Source organism: Kocuria sp. GQ42 (assembly GCF_059758435.1).
The window spans coordinates 304,995-320,724 of the sequence record NZ_JCAXEN010000002.1 but is presented as its reverse complement, the minus strand read 5'-3'; the positions used below and the strand labels follow the sequence as shown (position 1 = coordinate 320,724).

At 66.6% G+C, this 15,730-nt stretch carries 12 protein-coding genes; 6 read left to right on the top strand and 6 right to left on the bottom strand.

Annotation, left to right across the window (positions count from 1 at the left end; genetic code table 11):
- Positions 1-540 precede the first annotated feature (540 nt).
- The 4 genes from AC6CH6_RS06985 (at position 541) to AC6CH6_RS06970 (ending at position 6,290) form a co-directional block, all read left to right on the top strand.
- On the top strand, positions 541-1,824 hold the full coding sequence (locus tag AC6CH6_RS06985) for a glycosyltransferase (RefSeq protein ID WP_498254575.1): 1,284 nt from the start codon (positions 541-543) through the stop codon (positions 1,822-1,824).
- Positions 1,821-3,428, top strand: a complete 1,608-nt coding sequence (locus AC6CH6_RS06980) for an ArnT family glycosyltransferase (protein WP_498254574.1) — start codon at positions 1,821-1,823, stop codon at positions 3,426-3,428. The genes AC6CH6_RS06985 and AC6CH6_RS06980 overlap by 4 nt, the downstream gene beginning before the upstream one ends.
- A gap of 65 nt (positions 3,429-3,493) precedes the next feature.
- On the top strand, positions 3,494-4,666 hold the full coding sequence (locus AC6CH6_RS06975) for a glycosyltransferase (RefSeq protein ID WP_498254573.1): 1,173 nt from the start codon (positions 3,494-3,496) through the stop codon (positions 4,664-4,666).
- Positions 4,667-4,703: 37 nt separating this feature from the next.
- Positions 4,704-6,290, top strand: coding sequence for a glycosyltransferase family 39 protein (locus tag AC6CH6_RS06970; RefSeq protein WP_498254572.1), 1,587 nt, complete (start codon positions 4,704-4,706; stop codon positions 6,288-6,290).
- Positions 6,291-6,439: 149 nt separating this feature from the next.
- On the opposite strand, the gene AC6CH6_RS06965 is transcribed toward AC6CH6_RS06970, so the two are convergent.
- From AC6CH6_RS06965 to AC6CH6_RS06940, 6 genes are all read right to left on the bottom strand, one after another.
- Positions 6,440-7,198 carry a hypothetical protein gene (locus AC6CH6_RS06965; protein ID WP_498254571.1) on the bottom strand — a complete coding sequence of 253 codons (759 nt, stop codon included), beginning with the start codon at positions 7,196-7,198 and terminating at the stop codon, positions 6,440-6,442.
- On the bottom strand, positions 7,195-9,765 hold the full coding sequence (locus tag AC6CH6_RS06960; RefSeq protein WP_498254570.1) for a galactose oxidase early set domain-containing protein: 2,571 nt from the start codon (positions 9,763-9,765) through the stop codon (positions 7,195-7,197). Before AC6CH6_RS06960 ends, AC6CH6_RS06965 begins: the two co-directional genes overlap by 4 nt.
- A 383-nt stretch (positions 9,766-10,148) precedes the next feature.
- A complete protein-coding gene (locus AC6CH6_RS06955; RefSeq protein WP_498254569.1) occupies positions 10,149-10,886 on the bottom strand; it encodes a DUF8692 domain-containing protein in 738 nt (245 codons plus the stop codon).
- 11 nt (positions 10,887-10,897) lie between these two features.
- Positions 10,898-11,476, bottom strand: a complete 579-nt coding sequence (pth, locus tag AC6CH6_RS06950) for an aminoacyl-tRNA hydrolase (RefSeq protein ID WP_095651441.1) — start codon at positions 11,474-11,476, stop codon at positions 10,898-10,900.
- A gap of 106 nt (positions 11,477-11,582) precedes the next feature.
- Positions 11,583-12,194, bottom strand: a complete 612-nt coding sequence (locus tag AC6CH6_RS06945; protein WP_109222321.1) for a 50S ribosomal protein L25/general stress protein Ctc — start codon at positions 12,192-12,194, stop codon at positions 11,583-11,585.
- 253 nt (positions 12,195-12,447) lie between these two features.
- Positions 12,448-13,236 carry a WecB/TagA/CpsF family glycosyltransferase gene (locus AC6CH6_RS06940; RefSeq protein WP_498254568.1) on the bottom strand — a complete coding sequence of 263 codons (789 nt, stop codon included), beginning with the start codon at positions 13,234-13,236 and terminating at the stop codon, positions 12,448-12,450.
- A 375-nt stretch (positions 13,237-13,611) separates the two neighbouring features.
- Between AC6CH6_RS06940 and AC6CH6_RS06935 the strand changes: the two genes are divergently transcribed.
- On the top strand, positions 13,612-15,072 hold the full coding sequence (locus AC6CH6_RS06935) for a sugar transferase (protein ID WP_498254567.1): 1,461 nt from the start codon (positions 13,612-13,614) through the stop codon (positions 15,070-15,072).
- A 165-nt stretch (positions 15,073-15,237) separates the two neighbouring features.
- The gene (locus AC6CH6_RS06930) at positions 15,238-15,666 is read left to right on the top strand and encodes a hypothetical protein (RefSeq protein WP_498254566.1); all 429 of its coding nucleotides are present in this window, start codon (positions 15,238-15,240) and stop codon (positions 15,664-15,666) included.
- Positions 15,667-15,730: the final 64 nt, after the last annotated feature.

Genomic DNA, 15,730 nt, shown 5'->3' with positions numbered 1-15,730 from the left:
GACCGTTATGGGGGCGCCGATTTAAGTTTCGTCCCCATTTCGACCGACACGGCCGATTCACCGGACGTCAACTCCAGCGTCCCATCAGGCACCTCTGACCTGCGATATCACTGCAAATGCATGCCTTCTCAACTTCAAGCAGATATATGTAGAAATGTGGCAATTAGCAGACCCGCTGGTCGAGCTGAGAACCTAAGCTCACTTGGATCGTCAGGGGAACAGTCGGCACAGCTGGCTGGGGGACGAACCAGGGATTCGACAGGATCATGCGGCGTGCTGGCTGTTCATCAGTCGAGTGCTACCAAGATCGACTCGGTTTTCAAGGGGGAGCCGCAATGCATGCATCGATGGTGGGTGGAGCGGACCGCATGACAGGTGCGAGTTCGACTGTTGCAGTCACTGACGCCACCAGCTCGAGCGTTTCGGACTGGGGACAATCCGCCCAGGAATTCTGAGCGTCGCCAATCGGCGACCACCGACGGGCCGCGTTGCCGCCCTCGGTAGATCACGCATGTATTCAGCATCTCCGGGGGGAGAACTATGCTCGCTGTACTGCTGTCCGGCCTGATCGTGATGATCGCCGTAGCGCTTTTCGCAATTGCGACATCCACGTTGTACTTGAACACCTATGCCTGGTGGGATCCCAAGACGCAGGAACGGACCTTTTACGGAGGGCTGTTGCAGGAGGAGCACAATTCGTTCTCCCTCATCATGCCCTGCCGCCACGAACAGGAACCCGTCATGCGGGCGACTCTCAATGCTTTGCTCAACCAAACGCACCGGGATGTCGAGATCATCATCTCTGTGGGGCACGACGACCCCAAGACGGTAAACATCGCCCATCAACTCGCCTCGGAGCACGCGGATAAGGTCCGGGTGAGCGTGGAGGGCAGCGCCGTGAAGAACAAACCTCTCCAGCTCAACGCGGCACTCACCATCTGCCGCAACGACATCGTCGGGGTGTTCGACGCCGAGTCCATCGCGGCCCCGGACCTTTTGCGCAACATCGACAGTTGCTTCGTGGCACGCAACGCGGACGTGGTCCAGGGCGCCGTCCAGCTGATCAACTTCAAGGACACCTGGTACTCGTTGCGCAACTGCCTCGAGTACTTCACGTGGTTCCGGTCGCGGCTGCACGCGCACGCCAACAAGGGCTTCATCCCCCTCGGCGGCAACACCGTTTTCATCAAGCGGGACGTGCTGAACGAGGTCGGGGGATGGGACACCAACTGCCTCGCCGAGGACTGCGACATGGGCGTACGGTTGTCCACGCTGGGTAGGGAGATCGTCGTGGCCTACTCCGCGGACCTCGTCACCCGGGAAGAGACCCCGGACTCTCTCAAGAGCCTGATCAAGCAGCGCACGCGCTGGTCCTTGGGCTTCATGCAGGTGTACGCCAAGGGCGACTGGAAGCAACTGCCCACCCGCCGCCGGCGTGCGCTGGCCTGGTGGACCCTTATGCAACAGCACTTCATGGCTTTCGCCGGGGTGGTCATTCCCATTGCGATCGTGGCCGCCGTCTGGGGCCAGTTCCCGGTGGCGGTGACTCTCATTGCCTTTCTTCCGCTGGTCCCGACGCTGGCCACTGTCGCGTTCGACGTCTGCATGCTGCACGAGTTCGGTCGTGACCACCACTACCAGGTCGGCCCGTACGACTACGTACGACTAGTGGTGAGCACTCCGTTCTACCAAGTGGTTCTGGCGTTCGCGGCCGTGCGTGCGCTGGTCAAGTTCTACCGCGGCGACTTTCGGTGGGAGAAGACGGCTCACTCGGGAGCTCACCTCGCCTACGTCCAGGGCGCAAGAAAGGTTGTTGGAGCATGAGTCACTCCACGGCAACTACTGGGGTGACAACCGTCACCATTTCCCAGGCGCAGCCACATGACGGGACTGATCTCGGAAAATGGGCTCGCATGCTGGACAGCGCACGGCGCGCCCCGCGCGAGCACGTGGTTCTCGCGGCCCTGGTTGTGGCACTGGCTGTGCTGAGCGTATGGAACATCACCGAGTCCTCCGTCTATCAGGACGACGAGGGCACCTACACGGCGCAGGCTTTCAGCGTGTTGGAGGACGGGGAACTGGCCCCCTACACCTACTGGTACGACCACCCGCCCTTGGGCTGGATCCAACTGAGTTCGTTGATTTGGCTGCCACAGTTGCTCGGGCTGGGCGGAGATACGTATATCGGCGCGGCCCGAATGGTCATCGCTCCGTTCTTCGTCGCCACCGGAGCCCTGATCTACCTGATCGCCCGCCGGCTGGAGGTGCGACGCCCGCTGGCGGTGCTGGCGGCGGCACTGTTCGCGCTCTCTCCCCTGGCCCTGACGATCGGCCGGCAGGTCTACCTCGACAACATCGGCGTGACGTGGTTGCTGCTGGCCTACTACTTGGTGCTCTCTCCGCGCAACGCTCTGTGGCATCACATCGGCGCCGGTGTTTTCTTCGCCGTAGCGGTGCTGTCCAAGGAGACGCTGGCCATTTTTGGGCCGTCGCTGTTGCTCGCCCTGCTGAACCGGCCCTCGTGGGTGAACCGCACCTTCTCCGTTGTCGGTTTTCTGGTCGTCGGGGGGGCAGCTCTGGCTTTCTACCCGCTGTTGGCATTGCTCCGAGGCGAGTTTTTCTCCGGCCCCGGTCACGTCTCCCTGCAGGATGCGCTGGTGTACCAATTCCTCACCCGATCGGGGTCCGGATCGGTTTGGGAGGCCGGCTCGAGCAGGGCGGAGCTGCTTCAGAGCTGGCTGTTCTACGACCGTTTTCTCATCGTCGTCGGTCTCGCGACCGCGCTGCTCTGCCTACTGCAGCGACGAACGATGTGGATCCCGGTCGGCATCGTGTCCTTCTCCGTGCCCATCGTCACGGGCGAGGGCTACCTGCCCGCCATGTACATCATCGGCATTCTGCCATTCCTCGCCCTTGCCATCGGATGCAGCCTCAACATGGTCTGGGGTTGGCTGGAGAGGTTCGCCAAGCGCCAGGGACCGGCCGTTCGACCAGTGCTACGGGTCGTGGGCGCGGTGGCAATCGTCTTCGGGCTCATGACCACGGTTGTTCCGCATTGGGTCGGCCAGAACAAGACCCTGCTGACGCAGCAGACCAATCACGACTGGCATTCCGCTCTGGAGTGGACCGAGAACAACGTCCCCCGGGATGACACGATCCTGGCGCCGTACTCGATGTGGCAGGACCTCAGGGCCAGTGGGTGGGCCGACGCCTGGACCGTCGTCGCGACCGAGAAGGCGGATCTGGACCCCGAGTTCCTGAGCGAGCACCCGGACGGGGTAGAAGCGATCGACTGGGTCATCGTCGGCCCCTTCGTGCAGGCGAACATTGATCAGCTCGGACTCACCATGGCCGGGGACGCGCTCGAGAACTCCGTTCCGGTGCAGACCTTCGGCGGTTGGAGCGTCCACCGCGTGCAGAACCAGTAGATCCGGCCGGCGGAGACCACACGCCCGCCTCACGCAGCAGCGAGACCATCAGGGGGAACAAGGCCATGGAGCTGACCGTCATCGTGCCGACCTACAACGAGGCGCCCAACGTCGCCGAGCTCGTGCGCAGGGTAGAGCTGGCCTGCAAAGGCATCAGTGCCGAGATCGTCTTCGTGGATGACTCCCGGGATGACACGCCCGAGGTCATCAAGGCGTCCGCCGCGGGGAGCGCCGTCCCGGTGCGCCTGATCCGCCGTGACGAACCCGTGGGAGGGCTGAGCGGTGCTGTCATCGAAGGCGTCCGCTCCAGCAATGCCGTGTACGCCCTCGTCATGGACGCGGATCTGCAACATCCTCCGGAAATGATTCCGCTGATCCTCGACCGTCTACGGGAATCCGACGCCGAGGTCGTCGTCGCTTCGCGGTACTGCGGCAACGGCGGTAGCGCCAGTGGATTGGCGAACGGGGCGCGGCGATTGGTCTCATCCGGGGCGACGGTGCTGTCGCAGACGATGTTCCCCGGACGTCTCATGCACTGCAGCGACCCCATGACCGGTTTCTTCGGGTTCCGGCGGGCCGCGGTCCGGACCGAACGGCTCAAACCAACGGGCTTCAAGATCTTGCTGGAGATCCTCTGCCGTCATCGGCTCAGCGTGGTGGAGGTGCCGTTCGTCTTCGGCGCACGGTTCGCGGGAGAGTCCAAGGCCACGCTGAAGGAGGGATTCCGTTTCCTGCATCAACTGGCCGGGTTGCGCTTCGGCAAGATCGCGGGCTTCGGAATGGTGGGCGGCCTTGGGGCGGTGCTGAACCTGTTGATCATGGGGGTGCTCATGACCCTCGGTGTGCACTATCTCGTCGCCGCAATCGTTGCGGCGGAAATCACGATTTTGACCAACTTCCTGATGCAGGAACGGGTGGTCTTCCATGCCGATCGGCAACACGCGGGCCCACTGCGCCGGCGGTTTCTGCAGTCCTTCGGGTTCAACAACGTCGACGCGGCCCTTCGCCTGCCACTGCTGTGGTTGATCGTGGAACTCATTGGCGTCCCCAGCCTGGTCGCCCAGGCCGGCACGCTCGTGGGGGCTTTCCTTCTGCGGTACCTCTACCATGCGCGTGTGGTCTACCGGGAGGTTCCTCCGGTCGTCGACCGGGCACCGGCATCGGCCGGGCGGGTGAGAGCGGTACGGGCACCCGGTATGGCACCGTCCACCGCTCGTCTCGCAGAGGGGGCCCCGTGAGGTCGGCCGATCTGATGGCGCCAGGCACGTTGCCACGATGACCGCACCCTCGAAACACCTGTCGGGTGGCTTCACGTCCGTCGTCTCCGCACAACCCGACCGGGTCGACATCCGTACCTCCGGTGACGGGCGTATCGGGTGGTTCGACCTCATCGTTCTGGTCGTGCTCGGCACCACCGCAGCGGTGCTCGGTGCGTGGAACCTCACGGGTTCCTCGCCCTACATGGACGACGAGGGGACGTACACCGCTCAGGCCTTCAGCGTGCTGGACGGTGATCTGGCGCCGTACACCTACCTGTACGATCATCCTCCGCTGGGCTGGATCCAGCTGAGTGCCCTGGCGTGGTTGCCCGAAGGACTGGAACTGGGCGACGGTACTTACGTGGGAGCCACCCGTCTAGCCGTCGTCCCGTTCTTCGTGGCCACCGTCGTCCTGACCTACCTGATTGCCCGGCGGATGCGGGTCCGCTCGACCTTGGCGGTGCTGACCGCTGCCCTGGTGTTGCTGTCTCCTCTGTCCCTGTCCCTGGGACGGCAGGTCTACCTCGACAACGTCGCCGTTCCCTGGCTCCTGCTGGCCTTCTACCTGGCACTGAACGAGCGCAAGGCTTTGTGGCACCACATCGGTGCCGGCGTCTTCTTCGCCCTGGCCGTGCTGTCGAAGGAGACCATGGCGGTCTTCGGCCCAGGACTGCTGGTCGCCCTGGTCAACCGTCCCACCTGGTCGAACCGTGCGTTCTCAGTGGTCGGATTTCTTGTGGTGGGTGGCCTGGTCCTCAGCTTCTATCCCCTGATGGCGCTCCTCAACTGGGAGCTGCTGGCCAGCGCGGACCGGGTGTCGCTCCAGGACGCACTGGCCCACCAGCTGGTGAACCGCAACGGGTCCGGGGCTGTCTGGACGAGCGGTTCTGGTCGGGCCACTTTGCTGGAGGGTTGGCTGAACTACGACAAACTCCTCATCGTCGCCGGTCTGCTGGCAGGCCTCGCCTGTCTGACGCGCCGCAGCAGTGCTTGGCTCGCAGTGGCGATGGCGTTCTTCTCCCTTCCCGTCGTCCTGCCGAACGGCTACCTTCCCGCGATGTACATCATCGGTGCCGTGCCGTTCCTGGCCCTGTCGATCGGGACCGCTCTCGAGATGCTGTGGGGTTGGTTGGACCGCTCAACAGCATCCGCGGCCCCCCGAGTACGGACGGCCACCCGAGGAGCGGCCGTCGTAAGCCTCCTGACCGTCGTGGGGCTGACCCTGGTTCCGCAGTGGTCGGCGCAGAACCGCGTCCTGCTGACCCAGGAAAGAAACTCGGACTGGCACTCGACCCTCGAATGGGTGCAGCGCCAAGTACCCCGCGAGGACACCGTGCTGGTTCCCTACGCCCTGTGGCCGGACCTCTATGCCGATGGGCGTGAGGATCCGTGGGAGGTGGTGGCGATCGAGAAGGCCGACCTCGACCCCCAGTTCCGTGTGGAGCACCCGGACGGATGGCGGGGCATCGAGTGGGTCGTGCTCGGCCCTTACACCGAGTCGACCATCGAGGATCTTGAACTCGACATCGCGCAGCGTGCGCTGGACAACTCTGTGCGGGTGCAGACCTTCGGCGAATGGACCGTGCACCGCGTCCAGGAGTGACGCCGGGGCGCGGTTTCCGCCAAGAATGGTCCACTCCGGCCACGCAGGCTTCGGAGCCGCCGGCGGTGTGCTCCGCCGACCCGCCACGTCACAACAGGAAGGCCCCGCTGACCGGAATGGTCGCGGGCCTCCTGTGTCGTGCGGAACGCTCAGTCGCCTGCACCGCAGGCGACGCCGTCCTTGTCGGTGTCCAAGGACTGTGGATCCTTGCCGGCCTGCCGGACCGTGATGCCGTCCGGGAAATAGGTCCGCAGTTCGGCACAGTCCCAGTTGTGCGGCATGGAGTTCACGTCCTGGCCCGCCTTCTTCATGTCCTGGACGTGCTTGGCGAGGCTGGGCGGGATCGTCGGCAGGCACTGCCCGTCGGCGCCGTACTCCGCAAGGCAACCGCCTGGGGCGGTGTCCGCGTCGTGTACCTTTCCCGGCGTCACCGCAGAGCGCTTGGTCAGACCTTTGGTCCTGTCCCGCGCTTCATCGGACCGGCCCCTCGCTCCCTGGTCGTTCTCGGGCTTTCGCCCTGCAGCCTGTTCGAGGCCGCCGCTCTGGGGCGCCTTCACGCGTGACGCCGGCGGCTTCCGACCAGCCACGTCCGTCAGGCTCCCAGGCTGACCCGGAGCGGCATCCGGTCCTGGCGACGCCGGCTGCTTCCGTTCGTCGCCGGGCACGGGGCTCGTCGGCTCGGGGGCGTCCTGGTCCCCGGAGCCCGTATCCTGATCCGCGACTGGCGGCGTGGTGGATGCGACTTCCGGCACTGTGGACGGACGACGTTCGGCGGCGACGGGAGACCTGGTCGCACCCGGCTCATCTGGTTCGGCTGCGACCACCGCGGCACCGACTGCCAACGGCACCACCAGCGCCGCTCCGGTCAGCGCTACCAGCCGACCGCTTCCCCGCTTCCATGTATTCATGAGATCCACACCCACTTCGCTTCGCTGGGAACGCCGCTCGCATCGAGCACCGTCAGCATGTACGGACCAGGGGGCACCAGATTCGGGTTGTCCGGCACCTGCACCGTTCTGGTGTTCCCCTCGCCCGCCAGCGGCAGGTCGACGAGTCGAGCGTTGGTATCGGTCTGATGCGTCGAGGACATCGGCGCCATCAGGGAGGCGGAGACCACGTCGCCCTCCACTCCGAGTTCAATGACGTCTCCGTGCCCGGCAGACTCCGGAGCTTGCAGGACCTGGGGCCTGGAGCCCTGGAACAGGTACGGCGGGCTGTAGACGGAGATCCTGAAGTCGAAGGAATTGTCGGCGGGGTTCGAGCCGAATACGGCGACGCGGCCGTCGGGCAGCAGGATGGACGTGGAGTGGTAGTTGCGGCCCACCGGGTCCGGGTCGATGGACATCCAGCTGTTGGCCTCCGGGTCGAACAGGGAGGCGGTGAGCACATCACCGCTGCGGTTGTACTGGGCGCCATTGGCGGCCAGCACGGTCCTGTCGGGGAGGTTCACGAGGTTCACGTAGGCCTTGCCGGGGCCTGGCAAATCGGGCCCCGGTTCATACGCCGGGGTCTCCTGGTTGAGGTCGATGATGTCGACGAAGTTCGTCGCGGGCAGGTTGGTGTCCGTGTTCCCACCACCGACGATCATGATGCGCTGGTCCTGGGCCGGCCCGATGAAGACGGAACCAGCCTGGTCCCGCAGGTCCTTCTCCCGCAGTCCGGGAACGTCCCAGATCGCCGCGGCCTCCCAGTCGTAGATGGATGCACCCGTACCCGGCAGGCCGTTTCCGAAGGTGTGGGCGCCGGTGTAGAACATCTTCCCGTCATCCAGAAGGAACATGTGCGGGTAGGTACCCCAATAGCTCCAGGTCTGGGGGACGCTGTTCTGTGGCAGCCAGCTCATCGAGGAGTAGTCGAACATCTCGGTGAGCACGGTCCCCTCGGCCTTCTCGTCGAGACCGCCGGCCGACCAGACGTCCCCGTTGCCCAGCTTCGTCAGGGATGGGTACCAGTGCGCACCGGTCATGTCACCGGTCTTGTGGAACGTGTCGTCCGCCGGGTCGAAGTAGTAGCTCTCCTTGGATCCCTTGAACGTGTTGGGGCCCTCGTCCTCCTCGGGGAAGGCCAACGTGCCCCCGGCCAGCAGAACCTTGCCGTCCGGCAGCGTCACGTGGCCGGCGCAGAACATGTCGTAGGGCACCGGGACCTCCTGGAAGTCGTTCGTGGCCGGATTCCACACGACAGCACGGAAAGTCCCTGCTGCGAACAGGTTGCCATCGTTGCCCGATCCCGCAATGAGCAGCAGCCGTCCGTCGTGCAACAGGGTGGTGTGGATGGCCCGGATGGGCAGCTCGCTCTCGAGCACATCCCACTGACCGGCCAGCTCGGGTGACTGCGGTGGAGGTGGCGGCTCGGTCTCTACTTGCCGTAGGGAGTAGTTCGTGGTCTTCAGCTCGCCGTCGCCCGAGAGGGAGATCCCGAAGGACACCCGGTCGACGCCCTCAGGGAGGTTGTCGATCCGGGCCTGGGCGGTGGTCCACTCCGTGCTGGCCGGGAGCATCTTCAGATCGGCGTAGTACTGCCACCCGTCCGCCGTGTGCACGAACACGGTCACCGAATTGCGGTCGCTGGTGGACTTGTAGTCGATGGACAGGTCGTAGCTCTGCCCTGCGGTGACCGTTGGTGCGCACCCGTCCGTCTCCGCCTGCAGCAGCTTGGCATCACCGGAGACATAGCCGCTGACCTGCAGGGAGTAGGACCGGGCACCCGCCTCGGCTCCTGCCGGCACATCGGTGTCGAGTTCCCGTTGAAGCGTCCGGTCCCCCCAGCCGGCCGGCAGGAAACAGGTCGGGATCTCGTCGCCGACGGCCAGGGCCCCGTTGACGATCAGCTCGCCGTCGCCCGGAGGCGGAGGCGGTGGCGGCGTCTGATGTAGGGAGTAGTTCGTGGTCTTCAGCTCGCCGTCGCCCGAGAGGGAGATCCCGAAGGACACCCGGTCGACGCCCTCAGGGAGGTTGTCGATCCGGGCCTGGGCGGTGGTCCACTCCGTGCTGGCCGGGAGCATCTTCAGATCGGCGTAGTACTGCCACCCGTCCGCCGTGTGCACGAACACGGTCACCGAATTGCGGTCGCTGGTGGACTTGTAGTCGATGGACAGGTCGTAGCTCTGCCCTGCGGTGACCGTTGGTGCGCACCCGTCCGTCTCCGCCTGCAGCAGCTTGGCATCACCGGAGACATAGCCGCTGACCTGCAGGGAGTAGGACCGGGCACCCGCCTCGGCTCCTGCCGGCACATCGGTGGACAGTCCGCCCTGCACAGTGCGGTCGCCCCAACCGGCCGAGAAGAAGCAGTCCGGAGTGCCTTCTCCCTCCGCCAGAGAGCCGTTGGCGACCAGTTCCTCAACTTCCGCGGCGTGCTCGGCCGCCGGTGCGATGGGAAGCATGTAGGACGGCGCGGCCGAGAATCCTGTCGACGTCAGCACGACCGCTGAACCCGAGATCACCGAGGCTGCGAGCCACACGGACCGGGAGAACACCGCGTCTCTCCGATACGGGCCCCACAGGCCCTCGCTGTGCGAACGTGCACTGCGCGGCGGGAGGAGCAGCTCCCCTCTGTGCTCTCCCGATGGACGTTCTGATTTCCGATGCATCTGGAATCCCCCGATCCCCTTGATGAGAAGAATGTGGACGATCGGAGGACTCTTCCTCGCGTCCACGTTCTCGAAGTGCCCCCCCGGGCCCGTGCGAGTACTGCTGCACATCGGGGCCAGTCAAGCCGCACTTCAGGGCAGCAGATACCCACATATATGGGGACAGGCGGCTGGCGGCGGCCTGAACTGCCGCCGTCTCCTGGACCGAGGACTCGCAAGCATCTGCTCTCATTGCGAATGCGTTAGAAAGCGTCGCTCTTTGACACGACTTATTGGCCGCGTGGGCTCGGCTCGCCTCGAGGAGGCGCGGGTCTGCTGGGGGTGGGAACCGCGATCCGCAAGGCTCGGACCAGCAGGCATGTCATGGTCAGCAGCTTCACCGTGATCCGTACCATCGCCGCCACCTCGCCCCAGGGGCCGCCGAACAGACTGGGGCGGACGGCGCCCACCAGAACGTAGCCCACGGCGACGAGTACAAAGGGCACCACGGTGGCCAGCAGCGCCCAGGACTCGGTGCGCGCGCGGGCTCCGCTCCGGCGGTGCAGGTGGATCAGACCACCCACCAGCACGAGTCCGGACACCGCCCAGAACAGCAGTCCGCCGAGCTCCTGGGCGGTGGTCGCGCCCAGCGAGGGCAGCAGCCGGTCCAGGGCGAGACGGGCACCCACCCGCTCGTGGATGCGGAAGAGGTCGTCGGCGATCAGCAGCAGGAAGATACCGCCCCACGCGGCGAGCACCCGGTGTGCCGAGTCCCGCAGACACAGGCGAAGAAGAAGGACGGCGGCGGCGCCGAGCTGGAGCAGCCCGAAGAGCTCCATCAGGGAGCCGTCGATCCCGCCGTTCCACAGGGCGCTCGAGCGGAAAAGAGAAAACGAGCCGCCGTCCGGGTCCAGGACGAACCCGCTGCGATGGAGGACGTGCGCAGTCAGCAGCAGGGCGTTGACCACCATGACCGCGCCGGCGATGCGCACGGGCCGGGACGCTGCGGTCTCACGCTTCCACAGCACCCGGGCGGGAATCACCGCGCGTGGAACTTCTGCTGCGCCTCGAGGAGTCCGTTCTCGACGAGGTGCTCCACCGCGTCCGCGGCGTCGTCGAGCAGGAAGGGCAGTTCTTTCCCCTCGGTGGAGGAGAACGGCTTGAGCACGTAGGAGGCGGCGTCCATCCGGCCCGGCGGGCGGCCCACGCCCACGCGCACGCGGTAGTAGTCCTTGGTGGACAGGGCCTTGGACATGTCCCGCAGGCCGTTGTGCCCGCCCTCTCCCCCGCCGATCTTGAGCTTGAGGGCGGCGAAGGGGATGTCGATCTCGTCGTGCACGGCGATGACCCGCTCGGCGGGGATGCCGTAGAACTTGGCGAGGCCGGCCACGGGTCCGCCGGAGGTGTTCATGTAGGTCATGGGCTTGGCCAGCACCACGCGCGGGCCGCCCGGGCGCAGCCGGGACTCCAGGACCTGGGCGCGGGTCTTGTGCACCTTGAAGGTCCCGCCGAGCCGGGAGGCGAGCTCGTCGAGGACCATCTGCCCCACGTTGTGCCGGGTCCGGGCGTACTCGGGCCCGGGGTTGCCCAGTCCCACGACCAGCCATGCGTCGGACATCGGTGCCTCCATCGAAGTGGTGAAGAGTGCGGTCATGCGAAGTGCGGGGCGGCTCGCAAGCCGCCCCGCACTTCGTGGATCACGTGGATCGGGTGAGCGGTGAGGCTCAGGCCTCGTTCTCGGCGACGACGTCGCCCTCGGGGGCCTCGGTCTCGCCCTCGGTGTCGCCGAGGTCCTGGGCCTGGGGCTCGGAGACGTTGATGACCAGCAGCTCCGGGTCGGAGACCATGGTCACGCCCTCGGGCAGGCGGACGTCGGCGGCGTAGACGTGGTCACCCACGCCGTGGCCGTCGAGGTTGATGGTGACGGAGTCCGGCACGTTCAGGGCGTCGGCCTCGACGGTGAGGGTGTTCTCCTCGACGTTGTGCACGGCGGTCGGGTCGACCTCGCCGATGACGTGGACGGGGATCTCGACCTCGACGCGCTCGCCGCGGCGCACGGCGAGGAGGTCGATGTGCAGGATCTCGGGGCGGGTGGCGTGGCGCTGGATGTCCTTGACCATGACCAGCTGCGTGCTGCCCTCGACGTCGAGCTCGAGCACGGCGTTGGAGTGGCGCACGGCGAGCATGGTCTCGTGGCCGGGGATGATCACGTGCTGCGGCTCGGCGCCGTGGCCGTAGACGACCGCGGGGATCTGGTCGTTGTTGCGGATGCGGCGGGCGTAGCCCTTGCCGAAGTCGCTGCGCGTGGTGGCCGGGATGCGGATGGTGTCAGCCATGGGAACTCCTCGAAGTCGGGTCTGTCGTCTGAATGGCCAGGCGATACCGGCCGCAGACCCTCCCCCGTCGTCTGGACTCCGGGCTGCGCGCCTTGTGGGGCGCCGCGCCGGTGGGGGCGGGAACGTTCAACCAGCCGTCGTCGATCACGGGACCCGCAGGGGTCCCCTCGCCTTGGCAACCGCACAAGGCTAGCACGACCCACGGAACCCGACGGGCCCGGACGGATGTCCCGGGCCCTCACGACGGGTCGGCTCAGGCGACGGCACCCCGCCGGACCGCCTTGGTCACGAGCAGGTAGGCCAGGATCCACGGCTCGACGACGTACCGGTGGCCCAGCCGCTTCGGCTGTGTCACCAGCCGGTACGCCCACTCCAGGCCGATCGGCCCGAGCCAGCGCGGCGGCGGCTTCTGGATGCCGGCGTACTCGTCGATCCCGCCGCCGACGGCCGCGTAGATCGCCGTGGGCAATTCCTCCCAGCGCCGGCTGAGGAACTCCTCCTGCAGCGGCATGCCCAGGCCCACGATCACGAAGTCCGGCCGGAACTCCTGGAGGGACCGGACGATGTGGTCCTCCAGCACGGGGTTCCACCCCTCCCCCGGCCAGCCCTCGATCCGCCCGGCGGACGCGTCCCGCCGGAGCAGGTCAACCGTACGGGCGTTGCCGGCGGAGGTCGCACCGACGACGGCGACGCGCCGCACCGGGGTGCGACCCATCAGGCCGGGCAGCCAGTCCAGGGTGCCGAGGCGGTGCCGCTTGGCGCTGAGGTCGCGCCCGGACCGCCACTTGGCCAGCTTCAGGACGGGGAACCCGTCCGTCAGCACCACGTCGGCCTTCTCGTAGAAGGCGCGGAAGGTCGGGTTGACCTCCCAGGTGTAGAGACTGTGCAGATTGTGGGCGAGGACGGCGGCCTTGCGCCGCTCCTGCCACGTGGCCGAGATCCACCGGTGCAGCTCCTCGGCGTCCATCGGCGTCACGCGGACACCGCTGACCGGGATCTCGATCGGGTCCGTGCTCCGGTCACGGGACTGGTGCTTCAACATGCGAACTCCCCCTGTGCTGCGCCTCTGCGGCGCCTCGCTCCCCCGCCGGGACCCGGGAACCGGGCCGGCCTCTCGGACAAGGAGCGCCGTCCGTGGTGCGGCGGGATCCCCCCGGATCCCGCCGGCGGACCGGCACCCCTGCAGCGCACGTCTCGCGACCACCAGCCCTGGGGACCGGCGAACATGCGCTTGCATTTACGCTAGCAAAGACAGTGGCGCATCAACCCCTCGGGACTGTCCCCTGTTAAGCACCTGTTTACATCGATGTGCACTTGTAAAGTCATCGATGGGGGCCGGAACCACGCCGGGGGGCGTAGGAGGAGTGTTCCGGCCCCCGCACACTCGGGGGGAGTGACCAACGTGCTCAAGAAGAACATGTCCGTGCGACCTGCCGCCTGGCGGGAGACCCATATCAGCAGCCTGCGTCGCGGGGACGCGCTGGCCCTGGCGGCCACGCTCGTGCTGACGCAACTGATGCGCTTCGGCCTCGACCAGGAGGCCCTGGAGCTCGGCCGGCTCACCGTGCCCTATTGGCTGGTCGGCGCCGTGCTGGGTGCCGCCTGGTGGGGCTGGCTGGAACTGCGGGGCGCCCGCGACGTGCGCCTGATCGGCTACGCCGTGGAGGAGAACCGGCAGGTGGTCTCCGCCACGCTGGTGCTCTTCGGCGCCCTGGCGATCCTGTCCTACGTGCTGAACGTGCCGATGGCCCGCAGCTACGTGGTGATCGCCCTGCCGCTGGGCACGCTCCTGCTGCTGGCGGGACGCGGCCTGGTGCGGCGGGGGCTGACCCGCCGCCGAATGGCCGGCGAGGCCATGTCCCGGACCCTGGTGGTCGGGCGCGTGCCGGGGGTTGTGGAGATGCTCAAGTCCCTGCAGCAGAACCCGGCCGCGGGCTTCGACCCGGTGGCGGTCTACGCGCCGTCGTCGTCCCGGGTCCTGCCGCACCACCTGGCCCGGGTACCGATGCCCCAGAACATGCTGCCGGCCGGGGAGGCGCCCAGCGTGGAGGGGATCGTGGCCGCGTGCCGCACCCACCGGATCGAGACCCTGGTGATGGCCGCGTCCGCGCCGCTGAGCTCGGAGGAGGTCCGGCACCTGTCCTGGTACCTGGCCGACGAGCGGATCCGCTTGGTCCTCGACACCGGACTCACCGACATCGCCGGCCCGCGCATCCACACCCAGCAGATGGCCGGCCTGCCCCTGATCCACGTCTCCACCCCGCGGCTGAGCCGCTCCCGGCGGATGCTCAAGCGCTCGGTCGACATCGTCGGCGCGCTCACCGCGCTGGTGGCCCTGTCCCCCGTGATGCTCGTGCTCGCCGCGATCGTCAAGGCGCACGACGGCGGGCCCGTTCTGTTCACCCAGGAGCGCACCGGCCTCGACGGGACGACCTTCAGGATGCTGAAGTTCCGCTCCATGTACACCGACGCCGAGGAGCGCAAGGCCGAGCTCATGGCCGCCAACGACGCCAAGGGCGGGGTGCTGTTCTTCATGGCCGACGACCCCCGGGTCACCACCCCGGGGCGATGGATGCGCAAGTACAGCCTCGACGAGCTGCCGCAGTTCCTCAACGTCCTCAAGGGCGAGATGTCCCTGGTGGGCCCGCGCCCGCCGCTGCCCTCGGAGGTCGCTCAGTACGAGGAGCACGTGCACCGCCGGCTGCGGGTCAAGCCCGGCATCACCGGGCTGTGGCAGGTCTCGGGCCGCGACGACCTGGACTGGGAGCAGGCCGTGCGCCTGGACCTCTACTACGTGGAGAACTGGTCCCCGGTCCAGGACTTCGTGATCCTGCTGCGCACGGTCAAGGCCGTGGTCGCCAAGGAAGGCGCGCACTGACGGCATCCGTCAGGCCGGCTCGCACGTACTGCGACATCAATCGAACCGCATACGTCCCGGTATTTTCGACTCGTGACGCACCTGGTGCCCGATCTTGACCGCAGCCCCGAAGTGGCCTCTGACCAGCGGCGTAGGCTCGATGGTGTCCACTCATCGGGGGGAAAAATGAAGAATCTGCGCAGGAGGATCGCCGCCGCCACGATGGCCGGCGCGCTCATGACCGGAGCGTTCGTCGCACCGGCTTCGGCATCGGCAGAGGTTTCGGATACCACATCCGTCGGCGCCGCAGCCAGTCTGCCGCTCGCCGACCAGAAGGCGGAGAAGAAGTACGAGAAGCATGACAAGTACATCCAGGTCAGCCACTGGAAGTACGACCACAAGTACAAGAAGTGGCACGCCGTGGAGCACTACAAGCACAGCCACCACGACTGGGCCGCGAAGTACGCCGCTGACAAGTGCCACGTCAAGTACGACTGGGCGCACAAGCACGCCCAGTACGTCGAGAAGCACAACGTGAAGCACTGGTACAAGGTCTGCCAGTACAAGAAGCACAACACCTGGTACAAGGTCCAGTACGTCGACAACAAGCACTGATCCATCGGTCAGTCCCGAGCAAGGTCCCGCCGGAACACCGGCGGGACCTTTCTCGGCGCAGGGA

Excerpts from the sequence above, each read along its gene's own strand:
- AC6CH6_RS06945 (WP_109222321.1), bottom strand. The coding sequence starts at position 12,194 with ATGGCTGACACCATCCGCATCCCGGCCACCACGCGCAGCGACTTCGGC.
- pth (WP_095651441.1), bottom strand. The coding sequence starts at position 11,476 with ATGTCCGACGCATGGCTGGTCGTGGGACTGGGCAACCCCGGGCCCGAG.
- AC6CH6_RS06975 (WP_498254573.1), top strand. The coding sequence starts at position 3,494 with ATGGAGCTGACCGTCATCGTGCCGACCTACAACGAGGCGCCCAACGTC.
- AC6CH6_RS06985 (WP_498254575.1), top strand. The coding sequence starts at position 541 with ATGCTCGCTGTACTGCTGTCCGGCCTGATCGTGATGATCGCCGTAGCG.
- AC6CH6_RS06970 (WP_498254572.1), top strand. The coding sequence starts at position 4,704 with ATGACCGCACCCTCGAAACACCTGTCGGGTGGCTTCACGTCCGTCGTC.
- AC6CH6_RS06935 (WP_498254567.1), top strand. The coding sequence starts at position 13,612 with ATGTCCGTGCGACCTGCCGCCTGGCGGGAGACCCATATCAGCAGCCTG.
- AC6CH6_RS06940 (WP_498254568.1), bottom strand. The coding sequence starts at position 13,236 with ATGTTGAAGCACCAGTCCCGTGACCGGAGCACGGACCCGATCGAGATC.
- AC6CH6_RS06930 (WP_498254566.1), top strand. The coding sequence starts at position 15,238 with ATGAAGAATCTGCGCAGGAGGATCGCCGCCGCCACGATGGCCGGCGCG.
- AC6CH6_RS06965 (WP_498254571.1), bottom strand. The coding sequence starts at position 7,198 with ATGAATACATGGAAGCGGGGAAGCGGTCGGCTGGTAGCGCTGACCGGA.
- AC6CH6_RS06980 (WP_498254574.1), top strand. The coding sequence starts at position 1,821 with ATGAGTCACTCCACGGCAACTACTGGGGTGACAACCGTCACCATTTCC.